At 40.4% G+C, this 20,887-nt stretch carries 17 protein-coding genes; 7 read left to right on the top strand and 10 right to left on the bottom strand.

Annotated features, from left to right (window positions below; all coding sequences use genetic code 11):
* Positions 1–62: 62 nt before the first annotated feature.
* Complete coding sequence (dnaE, locus tag BVC88_RS16035; RefSeq protein WP_075351733.1) at positions 63–4,349, bottom strand: DNA polymerase III subunit alpha; 4,287 nt, start codon at positions 4,347–4,349, stop codon at positions 63–65.
* A gap of 343 nt (positions 4,350–4,692) precedes the next feature.
* Between dnaE and BVC88_RS16030 the strand changes: the two genes are divergently transcribed.
* The 3 genes from BVC88_RS16030 to BVC88_RS16015 all read left to right on the top strand — a co-directional run bounded on the left by BVC88_RS16030 (position 4,693) and on the right by BVC88_RS16015 (position 8,091).
* On the top strand, positions 4,693–5,403 hold the full coding sequence (locus BVC88_RS16030; RefSeq protein WP_075351732.1) for a hypothetical protein: 711 nt from the start codon (positions 4,693–4,695) through the stop codon (positions 5,401–5,403).
* Between the two features lie 221 nt (positions 5,404–5,624).
* A complete protein-coding gene (locus BVC88_RS16020; protein ID WP_139316590.1) occupies positions 5,625–7,256 on the top strand; it encodes a T9SS type A sorting domain-containing protein in 1,632 nt (543 codons plus the stop codon).
* Between the two features lie 133 nt (positions 7,257–7,389).
* Positions 7,390–8,091, top strand: a complete 702-nt coding sequence (locus BVC88_RS16015) for a hypothetical protein (RefSeq protein WP_139316589.1) — start codon at positions 7,390–7,392, stop codon at positions 8,089–8,091.
* Between the two features lie 180 nt (positions 8,092–8,271).
* On the opposite strand, the gene BVC88_RS21495 is transcribed toward BVC88_RS16015, so the two are convergent.
* The 9 genes from BVC88_RS21495 to tilS all read right to left on the bottom strand — a co-directional run bounded on the left by BVC88_RS21495 (position 8,272) and on the right by tilS (position 17,004).
* Positions 8,272–8,544 (bottom strand): DUF4143 domain-containing protein, encoded by a 273-nt coding sequence (locus tag BVC88_RS21495; protein WP_217694767.1) that lies wholly within the window; start codon positions 8,542–8,544, stop codon positions 8,272–8,274.
* Positions 8,545–8,637: 93 nt separating this feature from the next.
* Positions 8,638–8,733 carry a DUF4143 domain-containing protein gene (locus BVC88_RS21785; RefSeq protein ID WP_394332888.1) on the bottom strand — a complete coding sequence of 32 codons (96 nt, stop codon included), beginning with the start codon at positions 8,731–8,733 and terminating at the stop codon, positions 8,638–8,640.
* Between the two features lie 87 nt (positions 8,734–8,820).
* Positions 8,821–9,105: an ATP-binding protein gene (locus BVC88_RS21485; RefSeq protein ID WP_217694766.1), complete on the bottom strand. Its 285-nt coding sequence runs from the start codon at positions 9,103–9,105 to the stop codon at positions 8,821–8,823.
* Positions 9,106–9,302: 197 nt separating this feature from the next.
* Positions 9,303–9,368 carry a hypothetical protein gene (locus tag BVC88_RS21780; RefSeq protein WP_394332887.1) on the bottom strand — a complete coding sequence of 22 codons (66 nt, stop codon included), beginning with the start codon at positions 9,366–9,368 and terminating at the stop codon, positions 9,303–9,305.
* A 184-nt stretch (positions 9,369–9,552) separates the two neighbouring features.
* Positions 9,553–11,211 carry a mechanosensitive ion channel family protein gene (locus BVC88_RS16005; RefSeq protein ID WP_075351728.1) on the bottom strand — a complete coding sequence of 553 codons (1,659 nt, stop codon included), beginning with the start codon at positions 11,209–11,211 and terminating at the stop codon, positions 9,553–9,555.
* Positions 11,212–11,277: 66 nt separating this feature from the next.
* Positions 11,278–13,983 carry a hypothetical protein gene (locus BVC88_RS16000; protein ID WP_075351727.1) on the bottom strand — a complete coding sequence of 902 codons (2,706 nt, stop codon included), beginning with the start codon at positions 13,981–13,983 and terminating at the stop codon, positions 11,278–11,280.
* Between the two features lie 100 nt (positions 13,984–14,083).
* Positions 14,084–15,019, bottom strand: a complete 936-nt coding sequence (gene mdh, locus BVC88_RS15995; protein WP_075351726.1) for a malate dehydrogenase — start codon at positions 15,017–15,019, stop codon at positions 14,084–14,086.
* Between the two features lie 147 nt (positions 15,020–15,166).
* A complete protein-coding gene (locus tag BVC88_RS15990; protein ID WP_075351725.1) occupies positions 15,167–15,682 on the bottom strand; it encodes a Crp/Fnr family transcriptional regulator in 516 nt (171 codons plus the stop codon).
* A 2-nt stretch (positions 15,683–15,684) separates the two neighbouring features.
* Complete coding sequence (gene tilS, locus BVC88_RS15985; RefSeq protein WP_075351724.1) at positions 15,685–17,004, bottom strand: tRNA lysidine(34) synthetase TilS; 1,320 nt, start codon at positions 17,002–17,004, stop codon at positions 15,685–15,687.
* Between the two features lie 48 nt (positions 17,005–17,052).
* On the opposite strand from tilS, the gene BVC88_RS15980 reads away from it, so the two are divergent.
* The 4 genes from BVC88_RS15980 (at position 17,053) to BVC88_RS15965 (ending at position 20,887) form a co-directional block, all read left to right on the top strand.
* On the top strand, positions 17,053–18,723 hold the full coding sequence (locus BVC88_RS15980) for an OstA-like protein (RefSeq protein WP_075351723.1): 1,671 nt from the start codon (positions 17,053–17,055) through the stop codon (positions 18,721–18,723).
* Positions 18,724–18,863: 140 nt separating this feature from the next.
* Positions 18,864–19,580 (top strand): T9SS type A sorting domain-containing protein, encoded by a 717-nt coding sequence (locus tag BVC88_RS15975; protein ID WP_075351722.1) that lies wholly within the window; start codon positions 18,864–18,866, stop codon positions 19,578–19,580.
* Between the two features lie 65 nt (positions 19,581–19,645).
* Positions 19,646–20,554, top strand: coding sequence for an outer membrane protein assembly factor BamD (locus BVC88_RS15970; protein ID WP_083639134.1), 909 nt, complete (start codon positions 19,646–19,648; stop codon positions 20,552–20,554).
* Positions 20,555–20,572: 18 nt separating this feature from the next.
* Positions 20,573–20,887 (top strand): DNA-directed RNA polymerase subunit omega, encoded by a 315-nt coding sequence (locus BVC88_RS15965; protein ID WP_075351721.1) that lies wholly within the window; start codon positions 20,573–20,575, stop codon positions 20,885–20,887.

Here is a 20,887-nt window from a genome sequence, read left to right as displayed (position 1 = left end):
AGATAACGAAGGTTTCAATTTCAAGTTATTCAAATGTCATATTAATTGTAGTATTAGCTGGATTAAACCACCTTATACATCACTTCAGGAATCTGTTTCAATTCTTTGATCATCTCTGCACTAGGATCGATGGAGAATTTTTTGGAGAAAAGCTCCAATGCGATGTTTTCCTTTCGGTCGATCACGTCAAAATAAAGCTTTGCCTCACCTTTGTACTTCTCAGTTATGGATTGCAGTTTTTCCATCAAATCGTAAGTCAGATCATCCAAGTTGATATTTACCCGGATGCCTTTCACCATTTTTCCACGAACTTCACTCAATAGCATGATACTGCTGATTTTGAATTCCAGCTCATTTTCATTCCAGCGCTTGGGTTCTACTTTTCCTGTCAAGAAAACAAACCATCCAGACATGAAGTATTCTTTAAACTTCACATAATCTTCGCCGAATAGGAAAAAGGTAAACGAACCTGCATAATCTTCCAGCGTCAGGGTACCAAAGGGTTTTCCGTTTTTGGTAGTCCGATGTGCAAAGCTTTGTACCGAACCAGCCAATTTGATATCACTTCGGTTTCGTAGACTGTCTAAGTCGGTCAGGTCAGGAAGAGTGGCATTCGTGAAGGACTCGATCTCTAGCTTATATTGATCCAAAGGATGTCCTGAAATATAAAGTCCGACGACTTCCTTTTCGATATTAAGTTGCTGAAGTTGGGAGAAAGGTTCCATCGGAGAGATGGTTGGCATGGGTACCGCCATTCCACCTGATCCGCCACCAAACATGCTAAACTGCGAAGAATCTTCTTCCTGTTGGATTTTCTGCGCATACTTGGTCGCTTTTTCTATCAGGGTAATGTCTCCATCTGGAGCTTCAAGGTATTGTCTTCGATGATGCTCCGGAAAGCAGTCAAAAGCTCCAGCCATTGCCAAAGCTTCCATGGTCTTTTTGTTCAAAGCCTTCGAACTCACTCGCTTCGCAAAGTCAAAGATATTTTTGAAAACTCCGCCTTTCTCGCGCTCCTTGATGATTTCCTCCACCGCAGCCGAACCTGCACCTTTGATTGCAGCCATTCCAAAACGGATTTCTCCAGCTTTATTTACGGTGAATCCACTTTTCGATTCATTCACATCCGGTCCTAAAACTGGGATCGCCGCACGCTTACATTCCTCCATAAAAAACGTCACCTGAGTGATATCATTCATGTTATTGCTGAGAACAGAGGCTAAATACTCTGCAGGATAATGTGCTTTCAAATAAGCAGTTTGGTAGGCTATCCAAGCATAACAAGTCGAGTGCGATTTGTTAAATGCGTAGGATGCAAAGGCCTCCCAATCTGTCCAGATTTTAGCGAGTTTTTTAGCGTCATGACCTTTTGCAGATGCTTGTTCGACGAATTTTGGCTTCATCTTGTCCAAGACATCCTTTTGCTTTTTACCCATTGCTTTTCGCAACACGTCTGCCTCACCTTTGGTAAAGCCAGCTAATTTTTGCGAAAGCAACATCACTTGCTCTTGATAGACAGTAATACCATAGGTTTCCTCCAGGTATTCCTTCATGTCATCCAGATCGTAATCGATGACCTCCGTTCCATGCTTTCGTTTGATAAAGGAAGGGATGTAAGCCAATGGACCTGGACGATAAAGGGCATTCATGGCAATCAAATCAGCAAAAACAGTAGGTTTCAATTCCCTCATGTATTTCTGCATTCCGGCAGATTCATACTGGAAGATCCCTACGGTCTCGCCTCGTTGGAAAAGCTCATAAGTTTTTTCGTCATCGATCGGAAACTCATCCGCATCGAGCTGAATTCCATGCCGCTCTTTCACGATTTTGATGGCGTCCTTGATCAGAGTCAGGGTTTTCAGACCCAAAAAGTCCATTTTCAATAAGCCCGCTGATTCTACTACCGAGTTGTCAAACTGAGTACAAACCATCTCTGAATCCTTAGCCAAAGCTACTGGGACAAAATTGGTGATGTCATCCGGCGTGATAATTACCCCACAGGCGTGAATCCCAAGATTTCGAACTGAGCCTTCCAGCATCGTTGCCTGATTGATTGTCTTGGCTGATTCATCCTGACCTTTGGAGATCCGAATCAATTCATCGGCTTTGGCAATCATTTCGCCTTGACCTTTGAGTTTGTCGGAGATCGCAGCCCGATTTCCCTGAAGTGCAAAAAGTGCTTTTAATTTAATATCAGGAACAAGATTGGCTAATCTTCCAGCTTCTGCCAAAGGCAAATTCAATACCCTTGCTGTATCTCGAATCGCTGATTTGGCAGCCATGGTGCCGTAGGTGATAATCTGTGCTACCTGATTTGAACCGTATTTTTTGATCACATAATCGATCACGGACTGACGACCTTCATCGTCAAAGTCAATATCAATATCGGGAAGTGATACTCGGTCAGGATTCAGGAATCTCTCAAAAAGGAGATTGTATTCAATGGGATCAATATTGGTAATACCAGTACAAAAGGCAACAGCTGATCCTGCTGCGGATCCACGACCTGGACCTACCGATACACCCATTTTTCGAGCTTCGGCAATGAAATCCTGGACAATCAAGAAGTAGCCTGGATAACCTGTTTTCTCAACAGTCGCCAATTCAAAATCCAATCGTTCTTGGATTTCCGGAGTAATTTCTTTGTAGCGTTTTTTAGCTCCTTCGTAAGTCAGATGACGTAAGTAGGCATTTTCACCTCGTTTCCCTCCATCTTCGGAATCTTCCGGATGGACGAATTCTTCAGGAATATCAAACTTTGGAAGTAGCACTTCACGGGCAAGTTTATAAGCTTCCACTTTGGCTACAATCTCATTTGTACATTCGATCGCTTCCGGAAGATCTGCGAAGAGTTTTTTCATCTCATCCGGCGTCTTCAGGTAGAATTCGTCATTTGGAAATCCGTATCGGAATTCTCTACCTCGCTTCCCAATATATTTCTTCGGCTTGTCATAGAGTTCGCCATCCTTCACGCAAAGCAAGACATCATGGGCTTTAGCATCCGTCTTTTCGCTGTAATAGGTGTTATTTGCTGCGAAATACTTGACATCGTATTTGTGAGCAAGTTCCAGTAATACCTCATTTACTTTTTCCTCTTCAGGGACTCCATGACGGTTGAGTTCTACATAAAAATCTTCCCCAAATTGTTCCTTCCACCAAAGAAAAGCCTCTTCGGCTTGGGTTTCTCCCACATTCAGGATCAAATAAGGAATCTCTCCCCAAAGCCCTCCCGTGGTTGCTATTAAATCACCTTTGTATTGAAAGAGCAACTCCTTATCAATTCTTGGGACATAATAAAAACCCTCAATATTAGCATAGGAAGCTAATTTGGCTAGATTATGATAGCCGGCTTTGTTTTTAGCTAATAGGACAGTTTGGTAGCCGTCGTCTTTATTGCTTTTGTTTTTGCGATCACGACAAAGGTTAAATTCACAACCTAAAATGGGCTTGATCTCTTTGGCCATGGCTTCCTTCACAAAGTTGAAAGCTCCCATCATATTTCCATGATCAGTCATGGCAATTGCAGGCATGCCCAGGGCTTTCGCCCGAGCAATCATGGCCGGGATCTCAGAGGTAGCCTGGAGCACTGAAAATTGACTGTGTACATGAAGATGTGTAAAAGGCACATCCGTCAGGTCAGAAATATCTGCTTTGCCAGCTTGCTTGAGGATGTCTTTTGCGGCAGCTTTTTGGCTGTCTTTTGCTTGCGCAAAGTTGGCTTCTTCCAACTTTGGTGCTTCATAGATTACTTCCGAAATCTCGATTCCAGCTACTGTGGCTTGTACCCCTTGATTGATTAGACCGAAAAAGCATCGTGCTGTGGCGTCCACGTCATAAGCTGCATCGTGCGCATCGCCAAAGCCTTTTCCAAACAACTTTTGATGCAATTCGGTAAGCGTTGGCCATTTGAATTTTCCGCCCCTTCCTCCCGGTAATGCACAGAAATCAGTAGAGATATCCTTAGTATCCAACTGGGTAGCTGTGAGCGGCATGGTAGCTTCCGCCCGCAGGTATTCTGATCCGACGACATTGATATCAAACTCAATATTATGTCCGACCAAATAGGTGGATTTCTGGACATCATTTTCAAAAATCCCCAGAATCTGTTTTAGATCATGACCCTCGGCCAAAGCTCGCTTGGTAGAAATGCCATGAACTTTTTCCGCATTATAAGGAATCGTAAATCCTTCCGGTCGGATGATGTAATTGTGATTCGAGATCAGATTGCCCTTAGCATCATGCAGTTGCCAGGCGAGTTGGACAAGCCGCGGCCAGTTGTCCACATCAGACATAGGGGCATTGTAATTGCGGGGAAGACCGGTGGTCTCGGTATCAAAAATTAAATACATACAGCTCGGGATTTGAGACTTCAAAATAGGGCTAATCTGCGAAAGGAGACAAAGGATTGGGGGTAATTGTCAGAGAAGGTTCCTTAGTTCTTTTCCGAAACCCAAAAATACGCTTCCAAATAGTTAGAGCGTAAAAGTCATTGAGTTATTTCACCTATTTTAATGTGATTCATTTTTTAGACCACGAACTACTTTTATGATTGGGTATTGTGTATAAGGTTAGATAGTAAGGTTTTGCATCCAAAAAATTACTTTAGGAAAGATTAGTTCATTGCTAGGAAGGCTGGGGGAAAGTTTTTAATATTCATGAGTCTTTAGTAGTAGGTTCAATCGTTGACATCCCATGAAATTCTTTTTCTGCTCCGTTTATTTTGGCTTTTGCCTTTTGCTTTTTTCTGCTTCAGCTGCGCTGGGACAAGAGTCTAATCCATTTTTTTTGACTGAGCAAAAACAGACACTCGGGATATCCGGTGCCTTTAATCCCCGATTTGTCTTTGAGAGGTCGCCTGGATTGCCGGTGGATATCATCTACAGAAGATTCAATACCCAAAATCAGGCCTTTCGAGCGCGTATAGGTGGGGCGCACAGTAAGGTATCGGAGGAATCCGGGGTCTTCTATGACAGAGAATGGAACTCCAATCTGGGACTGGGAATAGGATATGAATGGCATCATCCGATCAATACCAGATTTACCTGGTATTACGGGGGAGAGCTGGGAGTCACCTATTACTGGCTTGATCGGGATCAAGCGAAGCCCTTTGTTTTTGAGGGAGTACCTCAGATACAACTAAACCAGAGCACAATTAGAACTATTGAATTAGTATTACAGGGATTAGGTGGTATCAATTTCCAATTAAATAGAAAGTTTTTTTTGATAGTAGAGCAAAGCATCACTTTAAGTTCTCAAAATTACGATTCAATTGAGTTTGGTGATTTGATACCCATAAATCCACCTTTTGATGATAACATAGGTTCATCTGGTTTTGGCGAAGGGGTTATTAAATATAACAGAGTATTCTTTCAAACAAGTTTAGGTATTCATTTTAAATTTTAATCCATGAAAAATTCTTTTCTAATAATCCTGTTTTTCTTTAGTTGGTTAAGTGCAATAGCTCAAATTTTGATAAGTGGTCCAACGGATTTAATTTGTGCGGGTGAACCTGTGGAATACTTTGTTTTCGAGGCATCCGCCCCAGTAATTGTATTTACGAGTGGAATGTCACAAATGGAGTGTTCTCCAATGGGCAGACTACTATACAAGGCACCTATTTCCAAGTGAGCAGCGTTTCGGTTATATGGAATAATGTTCAATTTCAAGGGGGACAAAGTATTCCAAAGGGAACTATTAATGTAGGGGTATCTGGATGTTCGTTACAACCAAACGAGCAATCATTTAGGTCAGCAGATGTCGTTATAAAAACACTAAATAACGTGACGCCTGGTTCGATAAATGGCAGTCCTTCTTTTACGATTGGCACTTCCCCAACTCGAACTTTTTCGATTCCTCGACTTCAATTTCCTGGCACTGGACAGTTTGGAGGAAGCATATCAATTGCTTATGCGGATAGTTACCAGTGGATAATTCCAGCAGGCTGGCAAATAGGGTCTACTATAAGTGATGGAACAACACCCATAACAGGTCTTGGCTTTTCAGTACTTATTCAGTCAAACTCCTGCACTGGTAATGGTGAAAAAATAAAAGTCAGGGGTTTTAGTAGCTGCGGCCCAGGATATGTGAGTAATTGGCGGGAACTTACCGTAGTTAGAAATTTACCTGCCATCAGCTTCAGTCAGGCTCCTCCTGATAATATCATTTGTTCAATTAATAGCCCTATCACGGTATCAGTAAACCCCGTTGCAGGGGCTGAATCCTATACGTGGACTAAGCCAAGTGGGTGGTCAGGGACGAGTACAACTAATTCCATTACACTTACCCCAAATGGTACAAGTGCAGGTGCCGTCTCAGTGAGGGCAAACCTATGCGGTACTCAAACCAACCTTCTTAGCAAAACCATAAATCTTCAATTGTTTGACCCCCAAGCCCCCCCGACTGTAAATGGACCGCTGGTTGTTTGTAATTCAGCGACCTATACATTGTTTAACCCCGCACCAATGACCACGACTACTTGGACCATCAGTCCATCAAGTTTGGTAACAACTAGCAGTGGTACCGGATTTAATGAATTGGTCACAAAAGCTAATGCCAGCTCATCCGGAACTGCAACTATCACTTTCAATTTAGCAGGACCTTGCGGACCTCTTCCTCCATTTACTAAAGAAATACAGATTGGGGTCGTTAATCCCTCTCAAGCGACAGCTACAGGAACTTGTGGAACTGGATCACTTTGTTTTGTGTGTCCTGGCAATACCTATGTCTTCACTGCTCAGCCCCCTTTAGGTCATCAAACAAGCTACAGTTATCAATGGACAAAGCCATCAAATTGGTCGGTGATCAATCAAAGTGCTAATACTATAACGCTGTATGTCCCTCAAAACAATCCTGATTTCTTCCCACCTGTCAGGTTCAGTGTGAATAATGGCTGCGGTTGGTCAGGATTTAGCGGGCTTACTGTAGCACCAGGACCAGGCTGTGGTGGCTATTACTACAGTTACAGCATTTACCCTAACCCTTCATCGCAATTTTTGACTATTGAGCCTCAGTTAAAAGAGGAATTCAAGAAGATTGAACCCGAAATACACGATCTATTTAGGAGTATGGAGGCTGAGTTAATGCCAGATCCTTTCGTTGTAAGCGTTTACAATGTGAACGAGGAACTCTTATTCGAAACAAGCTCCAAGGGAGAAAAGGTGACTATTTCACTAGAAAAGTTTAAATCAGGCAATTACTTCGTCCATATTCAAAATAAAACTGAGGTGATTCGAAAGCAAATAATTGTAGAAAAGTAAGTGTTAATTATAGACTTGCAGGAGAAAATGAAAGTCCTGCAAGTCTTTTCCTATTCCTTGTAAAATGGTTGTTAAGAGAATAATTTTTGTAGCAGTTTTAGGTCTTATTTCTCTCTCCGTCTTATCGCAAGAGATGGACGAAAGAGACTCTCTAATTTCAAGTCCTAAAGACTCTTGGATGGTAGGAATCAATACCCACTTATTCCAGAGCTTTGTGACCGAGGATCTTTTTGGGGGTGATAGCCTCAAAGCGGCTCGAATAGAGTTTATGGGTAGAAAACAAGTTAAGAATAATCAGGCTTTAAGGTTTCGACTTTTTGGGGGTTTTGACACATTTTTCAAGGAAAGTAAATCCAATTTTCCTAATGCTCCCGGCAGGGAAGAAACCTTTCGAAGCATTGGTACTGTCATAGGCTACGAATGGCAATTCCGCATAGCGAGCAGATGGTACGGCTACTATGGGATGGATCTGGAGTGGAATCTAGCGCGCAGAAAAAAAATTCAATATGGTGCTGGCTTTATGACAGAAGAAAATATTCCAACTCAAAGATATGAGAGGCATATTGATTTGGAGAACTCGTTTTCGGGTTTGCCATTTTTTGGTATCGGCTTTAAGGTAACCGAGAGGTTACTTGTCACTGCTGAATCAAAAATAGTATTATCATACAGTCATAAGAAACGGACATTTGAGGAATCGATCATGGAAAATCCTGATCCCCTCACCGTGGAGGTCCCGATCACTCCACCTGTGAAGTACCAAGATGATATCCTAAACAAGGATTGGCTATTTTCTTTCTTGCCTTACAATGGAGTGGTGATTAACTATAGATTTTAGCTCAGCAATTCAATTGTGCCGAAGGGATGAATTCTTGAGAAATCCAATTTTTTTCAAAGAAAGAACGATGCCAATAATATGTGCTTTCCACACTACACATTTTATAGAAAAATGTATTCTTCAGGATATAAAGCATCCTTCTTCTTCTCCTCCCAAAGGGCGTAAATCATCTTTTTGGCTTCAAACTAATGATGAATCCAGACAAGAAATCACTTTGCCTTGTAAGCGATTTTGATTGGAAGTTCCGGCATAAATGTTTCCTTTTTCGGAGATAGTAAGGTCTGAGGTCTCTCCAAACATAGTCAGATTATTAAAATTTTCAGTCAATACTGTGGTACTGGCCTTCATCTCTAAGATCTCCAAGGAAAGTCCTTTGTCTAAGAGTAAGTCTACCTCGTTGCCATTATTGTCCCTCCAAAACCATGGACTTTCATTTTGATACTGATGATGCATTTACTTTTGGAATTCGGCGATCATCAGATTCTCAAATACTGCACCCTTCACCGAATGAGTGAGCAGTTGCTCTTTCTTGGTAATCTTCAGCAGCTAGCACAAAAGCCCTGTGTCATAGAAATAGAGCTTTGGGGTTTTGACCACCCGCTTGGTGAAATTCTTATGAAATCGATACAGTTGAAAGGTGATGTAGCTGGACTCTAATGGTGAAAGCCAAGCTTTGGCGCTAGGTTGACTGATTCAAGCTTCATTCCCCAAGGCACTCATATTCAGCAGCTATCCTGCCCAAGCTGCGCAGAGCCCCAAGAAGTTTTGAAATTGCCTCAAATCTCTGACGACCATCAATTCTGTCACCTCCCTGTCGAAGTAGGTTTGGATGTAATTCGAGTAAAATACACTGGGCGAAATCTTCCGATCATACAAAGCAGAGTAAAAGCCATGTATCAATTGGTCAAAAGGATCGTCTGCTAGTAAATCCGAAGCTGAGAGCTCTCTTGTGTCGAGCGGGAGAAGTTTGAAAATAGCTACTGTACCGGTTAAACTTCGGGTGATTCTCTCCATGAAGTGAAAGTTTTGCGAGCCGGTAAGGATGTATCCACCCATTCGATCAGGACGACTATTAACGGGCGTCTGCAGGTAGGAAAAAAAGCTGGCGCTTACTGCACCTCGTCTAGGATTACCTGATCGTCGTATGCTGCAGGAAAACCATTTGGGTCTTTAAGCCCAAAATCTCTATTATCTGGATTCTCCAAACTGACTTAGCGATAGTCTGGAAAGAGTGTCTTCAAAAGCGTAGTCTTTCCCGACTGCCTTGGGCCAGTGATTGCCAGTATGGGGTATTTGCTATGATATTCCCGTATTGTACTGTATTTCTGTCGATTAATTACTTCATTTGCTACAAACGAACGTATAATTTTGAAATTGTACAGACTTTATACAGCTTCGATTCCTAAAAATTACAGTATTTAAAAGATTTGCTCAATAGACGAAACGATTAATTGGTCCGAATTAGGTCTTTTTATTCAGAGCAGTATTCATGAATTCGCCGAGCTTGTTTTGGTAGAAAGCCGAATCCGAATTGTATTCTGGTACCAAGCCTTTCTTTTCTGGGAAAGACTCCATGTGAAGTGTCTGGGTAGGAAAGGCAAATCGAACTCCGAGCGTATTGGCTAGCTTAACCGTTTGAACCAGGATTTCATGCCGGCAAGCCAACTCTTCGCCCCAAGTGGGCACTTCGAAAAATATGTAGAACATAATGTCTTGGCTATAGGAAGAAAGGTTGTTGAAATAGATATGGTACATATCCTTTCGAGTATGTGGATGGGCTAGTACTATCTCTCTTAGTCCTTTGACAAATTCCTCAATCAATTGTGGAGGGGTATCGTAAGTAACTGTAAGTGTGGTATAAAATCTCCTGTATTGCCTCAGTCCGTGATTATCCAAGGTGGCATCTGCAATTTTACCATTTGGCACATACATCAGTGAGTTGCGGAAAGTCCGGATTCGAGTAGATCTAAATCCAACTTCTTCCACGGTGCCATCGATATCTCCTGAAGTAATCCAATCTCCTACTTGAAAGGGTTTGTCGATGAAAATCATAACCGAACCAAAGAAGTTTTTGATCGTGTCTTGCGCTGCCAAAGCAATAGCCACACCACCAATGGATAAGCCGGTCAGGAATGGAATGATATCCAGATTCAGCCCATCCCGAAGGATAAATAGCGTACCAATGATCACGACAAAAGCTTTTAGCGTTTTGCGCAGCAAGGGGACAAGCTGATCATCGAGAGTTGATTCGGTTTTAGTCGCTAATCGAGCAAAATAAGCTGCAAGAACATTTACTAATTTGTAAAAAATCAAAGTGATCAAAAATGGCTTTAGCGTCCTAAAAATCACCAATACCCAAGACCAAATCTCTGTGGGTAATTGCAGCACTCGAATCATAATCGACAGTAAGAGGACGATAAGGTAAAAGCTGGTCACACGAGCCACAGGAAGAAGGTAATTCTCTCCCAATTTCCCATATCCAAACCTTTTGAAGGAGTAAAGCAGCACATTATCTACTGCTACTGTAAAGATCCAATGTGCCAGAAACACCAAAAGGATTAGAATAAAGATTCCAACCAATTGCCAAAGCTGAAGACCGAAATATTCTTGAGTTCCTATTTTTGGAAGTATATTCAGCAGTTTGGCTGTGCCATATGGGTAGGTTTCCGAGTGTAGTTCTTCAATCTGGCTAACAGAAAAAGAGGAAAATTTCCATTCATTTCCTTCTTTTTCCAAAAAGATTCCGGGAAGATTTTTTTTATCAAAGTAATAGATGAGTTCAGCACCTGAGGTGCTATCCCGATAATTTTGATCATTTGGGATTTCACTGGTTCGAATGATCACACCTTTACCTTCAAAAACCTGCTTGAGTTGTACAGCAAGTTTTTCTGCATCAGGATTTTTCATTCCCGAGACATCTAATGTCTTACCAGCTTTCGTTGGTTCAAAATGGGATTCTTCGAGATTAAAAAAGAAGGTGAGTGTTGTATGATATGGAGAACTGAGATTTACCTTTTCTCCTATTTTTGGAAGGTTCTTATCCTCTGTAATCAGTTGTCCTATAGACTGATTACTGATCAGAAAGGAAAGAAATAGAAAAAGGAAATATTTTTTAATCATGAATCAATTGTATTTGAGTGCAAGTTACTGATTCAGGCTGCCCTGCCCAAAGGAAACTCTGTTTTGCTAATCTGCCAATTGGAATTCTGTCAGGGTTTTGCCTGAGATGGTCCGGATCAAATATTGTCCGTTGCCGGGTTGATACGATATCTGTATAGGCCCGACACTTTCAAGGGGCATTGTGGTCAATAGCTTTCCGGCCAAATCATACAAATAGGTAAAGCCTTGGGTTAGGTCTGTAATAGCAACCAGTTGTCTACTTGCTCCAAAATCAAAATACTGATAAGCTAATCCCTCGGCTGATGCTCGAACATTGAAAATAAGCTGCTCATTTCGATCCAGTACCTGCACTTCATTGAACTGACGAGAAATAAAAATAAAGTCGGATTCATCAGAACTAGGGATAATCAAAAATTCATGATCCCGATCCCCTTTTACTAACTGATTTCGATAAGTAACCTCACCGTTGAAATTCGTATGGATTACCTCTCCATCTGAAGAGATTCCCACCAGAAGGACTGTCTTCGAACTTGGGTCATTCCATGCGACAAGTTTGGAATCGAATGAATCTGCCAACTGAATTGGAGATTTGGTCTGAAGTTCTCCGCGTCGGTTAAAAAGATGAAACTGACCTTTTTCAGAAAGTGAAACCATAAAATCTCCTTTACTAGGGACACGATAAAAAGCTGGCGGACCTATTGTTTTTGATTTTACAGAGAGCGGGTTCCAGCCTTCCAACTGGATTCCGGTTTTATCCAATAAGTAAAGGTCTCCATTTGTCGTGGAAATGAAATAACGATAATCTTTGGAGTTGCTGTAATCGACTAAATTCAAGTTATGGATTTGCTTTCCGCTTATCTTGATCGGGTAATTTGGCAAAGGATTTCCCAGCCGATCAATTCCATATAGGTAATCAGAAGTGGCAACTAATAATTGAAGCTTTCCATTTTTATAATAATCAATTTGGAAAGCATCCGAAATTATTGGACCTGAAAGCTGTTTTGAATAAACTTCTTTTCCTGCGGCATTGATCACATGAAGAATGTTTTGATCATCCTGTACCAGAATATCTTCTGTTTTATCCTGATAATTGATGATCACTTTCGGGCCATAGTTTAGGGAATTCGAAAATGAGATTCTATTGCTAGGGGATAGGGAGATGGCCTCATTGGATTGAATAGTTGGCTTGGCCTCACTCGAATAGTGAAAAGTCAGCGTCCCAATCTGATTACCCTGGATTTGATTAATTCTGAAATTAATCGCTCCAAAGGACCGAAACGAGTTAGAATATTTCTGAAGAAAGGAACTCCAAGAAGGATTGGTATCAGCAACCCAAGAATCCCAAATTAAATCAACGAGGAAAAGCTTATCAAAACCTGAAGTCGGATTGAGAAACTGCGATTCTTGAGGGCTTCTGCTAGATTTACCCCAAGTATTTTCAAGTCGGATGTCATCCAATATTGACTTCATCGCCTGCTGAGTGTTAGCAAAAATCAAGATGTCATTTTGGCTTGAAACAAAGGTCTGAATGAAGCCTTGAAATTTTCCTTCAAATATATGTGCTGGAAACTCTTCTTCTGGGATGTAAATGATCTCTTGTCCTTGGTAAAATTCCTGATTGCTTTCATTTTCAGTAGAAAGGAATTCCTTTAGTAATTCTATAGGAGTTTCTGTTGAGTTTGTTCGAGCAAGGAGCACTTTGTTATTTGTGGCTCCGCCTGAGTTTTCCAGTTCCAAAAAATACAACTCTCCTGTAAAGCTGTCAAAAAATCCCCTGTCGATTAATTTACGTTGAATCTCTCCACTCAAAGTAGATCTACCTGAAAATGCGCGATTGCTAATTTTTTGAGTTTCAAAAATACTTTCAAGATTGATCTGGGTGATACTCCTTGTTTGATTTGGAATTAGATTTTGAATACTGCCAAGGTTGGCTGCAATCGAAGGTGTGAAATTGACTTGATCGCCATAAAAAACTGGCCCTGAAAACTCCAATTCATTTTCTTTTAAATTCAAATCAAGTGCTACAACTCCATTTAATATATCAAAGCTTTCAATAATTGCTGATTCCCTTTCTTTTCTAACTCCCTTCAGCAGACTTCCAATACTTTTTCCTGAAAGTAATAATCTTCCGAGCCCTGAATTATTCAATGGTTCTGCCTTATTTAAGTCAAAAAAGCTTCCTGTATTTCCATTAACATAGAATCTTATGGCTTCCTCAACCAAAAAAGAAGATTCGGAAATTATGGCTAAATCGCCTACATGGGTGATGCTCCAATCCTGTGTATTATCAGTATTGAAGTACTCAAATACAGCTTTATCTGAATAAGTTCTCGTTTGGAATTGTGATCCAGTGGGGATTTGGCTTTTTAATTCTTCAATCAACCCCAAAGTTTCATCCTCGCTGAGATTGACTGTGAAAAGTAATTCGAAGCTTTCTATTCCAGTGGGGTGAAGACTGATTGAGGTCTGTCTGCCAGCGAGTTTTTCCAGGATTTGACTTCCTCCTCCCGATAGGCTATCAAGCGCTTTGAGTTGAGAAGATAGTTTTTGAAAGCCTGGAAAAGTTTTTAATATTTCCCAAGAAGGATCCTCAGTTAGGGTCTTCCAGGTTGTGCCAAGTTGAGCTGTTTCAAAAACAAAAACAGCATTATTGCTGACTACTTCGAGATTGTTAAGCTTGCGAGAGGAAAAGTAGGTGTGATAAACCCAATAGCCGGAAGCGGCAAAAAGAATTAAAAAAATAAGAATAAGTAGGCTTTTCCAGATTTTCACAGTTTTCGAGTGCTTCGGGGGTAATAATACAAAAATCAGACCTGGGACATCTGCTATTGAGAGCGAGCCTCCAAGGTCTGATTAATTTGATATTTGAAAATTACTTTCCAAGATTGTCTAGCACATTCATTACTTCTTTCACATGTCCTCGTGAAGTTTCAAGTAGTGCTTTTTCTTCAGCATTTAGATCGAGTTCAATAACTTTCTCTACACCATTTTTACCTAGAATCACAGGTACTCCAAGGTAGCAGTCGTCAATTCCATATTCTCCATCGAGTTTGATACAAACTGGGAATACTCTACGCTGATTTTTAAGAATAGCTTCAACCATTTGAGCTGCAGCAGATCCCGGAGCATACCATGCTGAGGTCCCCATTAGCTTCACTAGTTCACCACCACCAAATTTGGTACGCTCGATAATTGCGTCCAATTTATCCTTTGCTACCAATTCTGTCACAGGAATACCTGCAACTGTAGTATATCTAGGAAGTGGAACCATCGTGTCTCCGTGACCACCCATTAGGATTGCCTGTATTTCTTTAGGGGAAACATTCAATTCCTCTGCCAAAAAGGCTCTGTAGCGTGCTGTATCCAAAATTCCAGCCATACCGATCACCTTATTTCTGTTCAACCCTGAAGTCAAATGGGCCTGATAGGTCATTACGTCAAGTGGGTTGGAAACCACGATAATAATGGCATTTGGAGAGTGCTTTACTACGTTTTCAGTAACTGACTTTACAATGCCTGCATTGGTTTCGATCAAATCATCTCTGGTCATTCCTGGCTTTCTTGGTAAGCCGGAGGTGATTACAACGACGTCCGAATTGGCAGTTTTGCTGTAGTCACTTGTACTACCTACTGTTCGGCTATCGTACTGATTGATCGGTGCCTTTTGAAATATGTCAAGTGCTTTGCCTTCAGCGACACCTTCTTTGATATCGATTAAAACAATTTCTTCAGCGATTTCGCGATAAGCCAATACATCTGCGCAAGTTGCGCCCACATTTCCGGCTCCTACTACGGTTACTTTGCTCATAATTAGATATTGATTTTTTTAAGTATAGTTCCTGCTAAAAAGCGGGGCTAAGTTATTAAACAAAGGCTAGGAATAGAAGTTCAGCCAAGAATACTTTGTTCCGAACATGGATTTTTATCAGAAAGGAAACTATCTGATCGGATCGGCCTATTCAAACATTTGCCGGAGACTGAAAAAGCCAAATGATTCCCGATAGGATCGGAAAAGGCGCTGATTATTTTCGTTATAATACTCTGACAAGGAAGTCATCATTTTAGCTTTGATTTTGGGATTGCTGTCAAAAATCTCCTGAATCGCAAAATGAGGAATCACAATCAGCTCAGCTTCTTCAGAAGTAATCAATGCAGTATAAGTCCGTTTCGCATTTTCCAGAAGTGAATTTTCCCCAAAAGCCTCACCTTTCTTGATTTCAAGGATAGTTTCAAAATTATCTTTGATATCAATAGTCAAGCATACTTCCCCTTTTTTGACCAAATAAAGCGCCTGACTAGGGTCTTTACTGAAAAAAACAACTTCATCACGCACGTATTTCCGATGGTGCATCGCCGGAATAAAACGGGACATTTCCTTATTTCTTAATCGCTCAAAAAACTTGATCAATCCCAAGAAATCAAACATGTGCTGTTCGTCTTCGGTGTAGGTTTTTGAAAATGGATTCATCATAGTCAGCTCTTTTTAAAGTAAAGAATTTTGCGAGTAGCGGCGGTTGTTTTGGCCCAGTCAGCGATTCGATATCCTATCACCCATGCAATTTCGCCATCAGAAATCAACACTTTGACCAATGGTTTTTTTATTACAGGCACTTTCAAATCTATTAAAAAGTCGGAGATTTTTTTGCTGCTTTTCATTCCGAGAGGTATAAACCTGTCACCTAATTCCCAGTTTCTAACTGTTAAGGGGAAAGTAAGCCGATCAAGGTCAAGCATCGCATTTGTTCGATGTGAATCGATGGTCACTCCGGAGTCGATTTTTAAAATTTCATACTCACAATCAGGCAGGTTTAATTTAATTTCTGAGCTTTCTATTTGAATTGCTTCGAAAGGGGCAACTGTCGGAGCTAAGAATATTTTCTCTCGGTCTATATTCAAAATGTGACTTCCCGATTCAAATATTTTCCCAGACTCTCTCTTTCGAATACTTTCATAAATATCCTGGGACTGATCCGAGTTGAATCCGTATGAGCGTAGCCAAAAATAGATCAAACTTGCGGCCCCAGTCATATGCATAATATCAGGAATCGAAAGGCTTTGGGCTCCTTCTTCCGATTGGATATTTGCTTTGATCCATTGGTCAAAAAGACCACTGAAAGCTTTTCCTGTATCCTTTAATCGCTCAAAACTATTGATCAGATTTTTTTTTGAGTCCGAAGAAAAACCGTATAAGTGAGGTAGAATATCGTGGCGAAGTTTATTCCTCTTGTAGTCGGTTTTTAGATTGCTGCTATCCTCACGCCACCCAATTTTATTCTGCTTGGCAAAAATTTCAATTTGCTCCCTTGAAAAAGGAAGTAAAGGACGAATGAGGTGTCCTCGCTTTTCTGCCATCCCATAAAGCCCTTCAATCCCTGTCCCTCTGAGCAAATTCAAAAATATCGTCTCAATTTGATCGTCTTGGTGATGAGCTAGGATTATTCCTTCGAGATTTCGATCTGACCGGATTTTTTCAAACCATTCATAGCGAATTTCACGGGCTGCCATTTGGGTGGAAATGTGAGATTCTACAGCAAATTCCAATGTTTCTGCTTGATGGAAATGGGCTGTTTTTGAATTGGATTTTGCCCAATCTTGGACAAATTTCTCATCACCATCACTTTCTTTGCCCCGAAGGTGAAAATTAACATGAGCAACCTCAAATGGAATCTCTGCTCGAATCAAAAGTTCGCCAAGGCATATACTATCCAGGCCACCACTGCATGCGAGTAGATAGGTTTTGGAAGGATTTAACAAAGATTTACTGCCGATGTGCTGGATAAAAGCGTTTACCATTGATCAAAAATATCATTTTCTACTAATTTTGCGCACATTCACGTGCACATGACTCAAAAGCTCCTATCGCTATTTCTATTCACTTTGTTTTTTTCAGGAATTACTGGAAAAGTAATAGGCCAAGCCTCCTCCACTTTGGAAATCAGGCAGGCGGATGTGTTGGAAGGTGCGGAGGGATTTGAGCGATTGATTGGTTCTGTACGAATGAAAAATCAGAATACTTTGATTTACTGTGATTCGGCACATTTTTTCAGGATGGAAAATAAGGCTAGACTTTTTGGAAATGTAATTATAGAAGATGAAGTTGATTCTGTAAAAACAAGAAGTGCCTACGCAGAATACGATGGAAACACCAAGCTGGCCAAATTGAGAAATAAGGTGGTATTCACTAATGAAGCTACCACTTTATATACCGAATACTTGGATTATGATCGACTTGCAAACATCGCTTATTATTACAACGACGGAAAAGTCGTTGATTCTGTCAATGTTCTGACGAGTGAGCGAGGTAAATATGAAGTAAACCTGGAGCGGATCACTTTTCAAAATGAAGTGGTGCTAGTCAATCCAGATTATACCATGAAGACAGATTATTTGGTCTATCTGACTGTCCCAAAGACTGCTGAGACAAAGGGTTTAACCAATCTTGTATCAAAAGATGGAAATAAATTAGATGCTCAAGAGGGGAGTTTTTACAATACTCAATCCAAGCAGTTCCGTTTTTTTGATGGAATCGTAGAGACAGAGACAAGCCGGATCAAAGGGAAAGAGTTGTTTTATGATGAACTGGCAGCTTATTATAAGGGTGAAAAAGATGTCAGTGTTTTAAATAAAGAACGGCAAGTAGAGATATTTGGAGATGTGGGTGAATACTGGGAAGAGCGAAAATATAGTCTGGTACATGGAAATGCTTTAGTCAGAAGGTACTTTGAAAAGGATACGCTATACATGACTTCTGATTCGCTTATTTCTCAGGATAATGAAGCAGATTCCGCCAAGTTTTTGCTTGCATTTCGAGCTATCAAAATTTTGAATAAAGATATTTCCGGTGTAGCAGACTCCTTGGTTTATAATTATTCTGATTCATCTATCAGGCTATTCCAAGATCCAGTAATGTGGAACAATAAAAGTCAGATCTCCGCAGATTCGATGGTTTTTTATATTGTAAATGAACAACTCGATCGAGTTTATCTGAAAGACAATGGTTTTGTGATCACACAAGATACTCTGTTCAATTCGAACCAAATGAAGGGAAGGACTTTGAATGGCTATTTTGAAGATGGTCAGATCAGTCGTCTCGATATTGACGGAAACGGGGAGTCTCTGTATTTCGCACTGGAGGGTGATACATTGACTCAGGGTGTGAATAAAACATTGAGCGCTACCATAAAGCTCAGATTTGCCGATGGAGTTATTACTCGGGTGACTTATGGCGTAAAGCCAGATGGGCGATTTACTCCTTTCCAGATGTTGGATGAAGAAACATCAAAACTGAGTGGATACAATTGGAGAATTGAGGAAAAGCCAAGTATGGAGGATATAATCGACTGGCGCAAAGTAGAAGAAGTGGATCCAAAAGCAAAAAATCTTTTTAATCTTCCCGATGCCCAACTAAGGATGCCTACTGAAGATGAGATTCGAAAATCTATAGAAAAACGAACTCAAACAACAGGAAAAAGGAGTTTGAATCCGAAATTAATCTTGAAGGAAAACGAGTAACGACATCTTTCTAAAATTATTTTCTAGGGGTTAACAGAATTTAACCGCAGATTTCCTGAATCTGATAACCTTCAAGCTAAATTTGTCCGTATATTGAATACAGTTTTAAAAACTGAAGAGCTTATAGATTAAAATTCTACATGAACAGATTGCTGATACTTTTTACATGCCTCTGGCTGTCGCTTCCTATTTTGGGAAGTGCGCAGCAAGTTCGTGTGCTCAGCGAAGCCCTTGAGTTCAACGGGGATTTGGGAACCACTCAACGAAAAACCGTAATTCTTCAAAACGATTCTGATCAGCAAAAAACCTTCTTTCTTAAGAATTTGAAAGGAAATATAGGCTCTTCTCAAAGCATTAAAGTATGTATTGGAGACCAATGTTATGATCCTAAAAGAGATCTTGCCAAGATAAAACTAACGCTGGAACCAGGGGAAATAGTTACTGATTTGTATTTGGATTTTCAGATGGGAATCGCCGAGACTCGAGGTTCTTTTGATCTGTTCTTCGCAAATGAAACTAATATCAGGGAAACATTCGTTGTAGAAGCGGTCTATGAAGTTGCTAACGCAGAAAATAAAGTAGACGAATTCGACTATAAGGAGATAATTCTAAGTGATGTATACCCTAATCCAAGTAATCGAATAGCACAATTTGACTACGAATTTAAAAACTCAAAAGTTAAAGCGAGGATTGCAATAAATAGTTTTATTGGAAATCCCATTGTGGATTATGAGCTTGATCCAAGTAGGAAATCACTGATAATTAATGTGTCAGATTTCAATCCAGGTGTGTACTTCTACACACTTTTCCTTGACAATAAAAATATTGTCACCAAGAAGCTCGTTGTGAAGAAGTGATCTTCATGCCATTTCACAACCCATTTGAATCCGAATAATTATCCCGTATATTTGCGGTCTTGAAAATGAAAATGCGCGTACAATCCATTCTAATTCTGATTATTACCTTAGCCTTCGCTTCATGTGGGCCTTTCAATAAATTGGAGAAAAGCACCAATTGGGAAGAGCTATATAAAGGCGCGAATGACTATTATCAGGCTGGAGAGTATAATAAAGCGATTATTCTATATGATAAGGTGCTTCCCGTGATTCGTGGGAGTGAAAAAGCCGAATTAGCTGATTATAACTATGCGAATTGTCACTTTAAGACAAAGAGATACATCGAAGCAGCTGGTTATTTCAGTAATTTCTATAGAACCTATAATCGAAGTCCATTAGCAGAAGAAGCATTTTTTATGAATGCATATTCACTTTATTTGGATTCTCCTGATTATAATTTGGATCAACAAAGTTCACAAGAAGCAGTTTCGGCTATTCAGCAGTTTGTGACAGCTTTCCCAGGATCGGCAAGCTATGAGCGAGCCATGGAGATGCTAGTAGATTTGCAAAGTAGATTTGAAGAGAAAGCCTATCAGGAATCTTCTATGTATTACAGGTTGAAAGACGGTTTGTATCCGGGTGATTTCTACCGAGCTTGCATCATCAATTTTCAGAATTTCGCGAAGGACTATCCTGAAAGTAAATACAATGAGGAACTCGCTTATAAACTGGTAGAAGTTAGTGCTGGTTATGCAAAAAACAGTGCTTACCAAAAGAAGGAAGAAAGGTTGAATGATGCGATTGGATTTGCTTCAACCTTTTACCGAAGATATCCAAGCAGCCAATATACTGGTGAGGTAAAAAAATATGAGGAACAAGCTAAAAAAGAGCTTGTAGACCATATGGAACTGAAAACGAAATACGCAGAGCAAGCCGCTGCACAGGCAGCAAAAGTTACAACTGGCCCTCCTGCGGAAACAAAAGAAAATAAGTAAAACATAACTAATAAGCACATGGCTACTAATCCATCGATCATTACAAGAGATTTGGACAAAATCGCAGATAAGACTGGTAATATTTACGAGTCACTTCATGTCGTGGGACAGCGAGCAAAGCAGATTTCAAATACTCTTAAGGAAGAATTGAATAATAAGCTTTCTGAGTTTGCTTCTACTGTAGATAACCTTGAAGAAGTATTCGAAAACAAGGAGCAAATCGAAATCTCTAAATTCTACGAAAGAATGCCTAAGCCAAGTACTTTGGCAATGGAAGAATTTATCGAGGGAAAAGTTTACCATAGATTCCCTGAAGAACCACAAGGGGAATAA

The organism is Algoriphagus marinus (assembly GCF_001936475.1).
Taxonomy (GTDB): domain Bacteria; phylum Bacteroidota; class Bacteroidia; order Cytophagales; family Cyclobacteriaceae; genus Algoriphagus; species Algoriphagus marinus.
The sequence above is the reverse complement of the archived record's forward strand: the minus strand, read 5'-3'. Positions and strand labels throughout refer to the sequence as shown.

What these genes read in the sequence shown, in the direction of transcription:
- dnaE (WP_075351733.1), bottom strand. Translation starts at nt 4,349, where the DNA reads ATGTATTTAATTTTTGATACCGAGACCACCGGTCTTCCCCGCAATTAC.
- BVC88_RS16030 (WP_075351732.1), top strand. Translation starts at nt 4,693, where the DNA reads ATGAAATTCTTTTTCTGCTCCGTTTATTTTGGCTTTTGCCTTTTGCTT.
- BVC88_RS16015 (WP_139316589.1), top strand. Translation starts at nt 7,390, where the DNA reads ATGGACGAAAGAGACTCTCTAATTTCAAGTCCTAAAGACTCTTGGATG.
- BVC88_RS21495 (WP_217694767.1), bottom strand. Translation starts at nt 8,544, where the DNA reads ATGCATCATCAGTATCAAAATGAAAGTCCATGGTTTTGGAGGGACAAT.
- BVC88_RS21485 (WP_217694766.1), bottom strand. Translation starts at nt 9,105, where the DNA reads ATGGAGAGAATCACCCGAAGTTTAACCGGTACAGTAGCTATTTTCAAA.
- BVC88_RS16005 (WP_075351728.1), bottom strand. Translation starts at nt 11,211, where the DNA reads ATGATTAAAAAATATTTCCTTTTTCTATTTCTTTCCTTTCTGATCAGT.
- mdh (WP_075351726.1), bottom strand. Translation starts at nt 15,019, where the DNA reads ATGAGCAAAGTAACCGTAGTAGGAGCCGGAAATGTGGGCGCAACTTGC.
- BVC88_RS15990 (WP_075351725.1), bottom strand. Translation starts at nt 15,682, where the DNA reads ATGATGAATCCATTTTCAAAAACCTACACCGAAGACGAACAGCACATG.
- tilS (WP_075351724.1), bottom strand. Translation starts at nt 17,004, where the DNA reads ATGGTAAACGCTTTTATCCAGCACATCGGCAGTAAATCTTTGTTAAAT.
- BVC88_RS15980 (WP_075351723.1), top strand. Translation starts at nt 17,053, where the DNA reads ATGACTCAAAAGCTCCTATCGCTATTTCTATTCACTTTGTTTTTTTCA.
- BVC88_RS15975 (WP_075351722.1), top strand. Translation starts at nt 18,864, where the DNA reads ATGAACAGATTGCTGATACTTTTTACATGCCTCTGGCTGTCGCTTCCT.
- BVC88_RS15970 (WP_083639134.1), top strand. Translation starts at nt 19,646, where the DNA reads ATGAAAATGCGCGTACAATCCATTCTAATTCTGATTATTACCTTAGCC.
- BVC88_RS15965 (WP_075351721.1), top strand. Translation starts at nt 20,573, where the DNA reads ATGGCTACTAATCCATCGATCATTACAAGAGATTTGGACAAAATCGCA.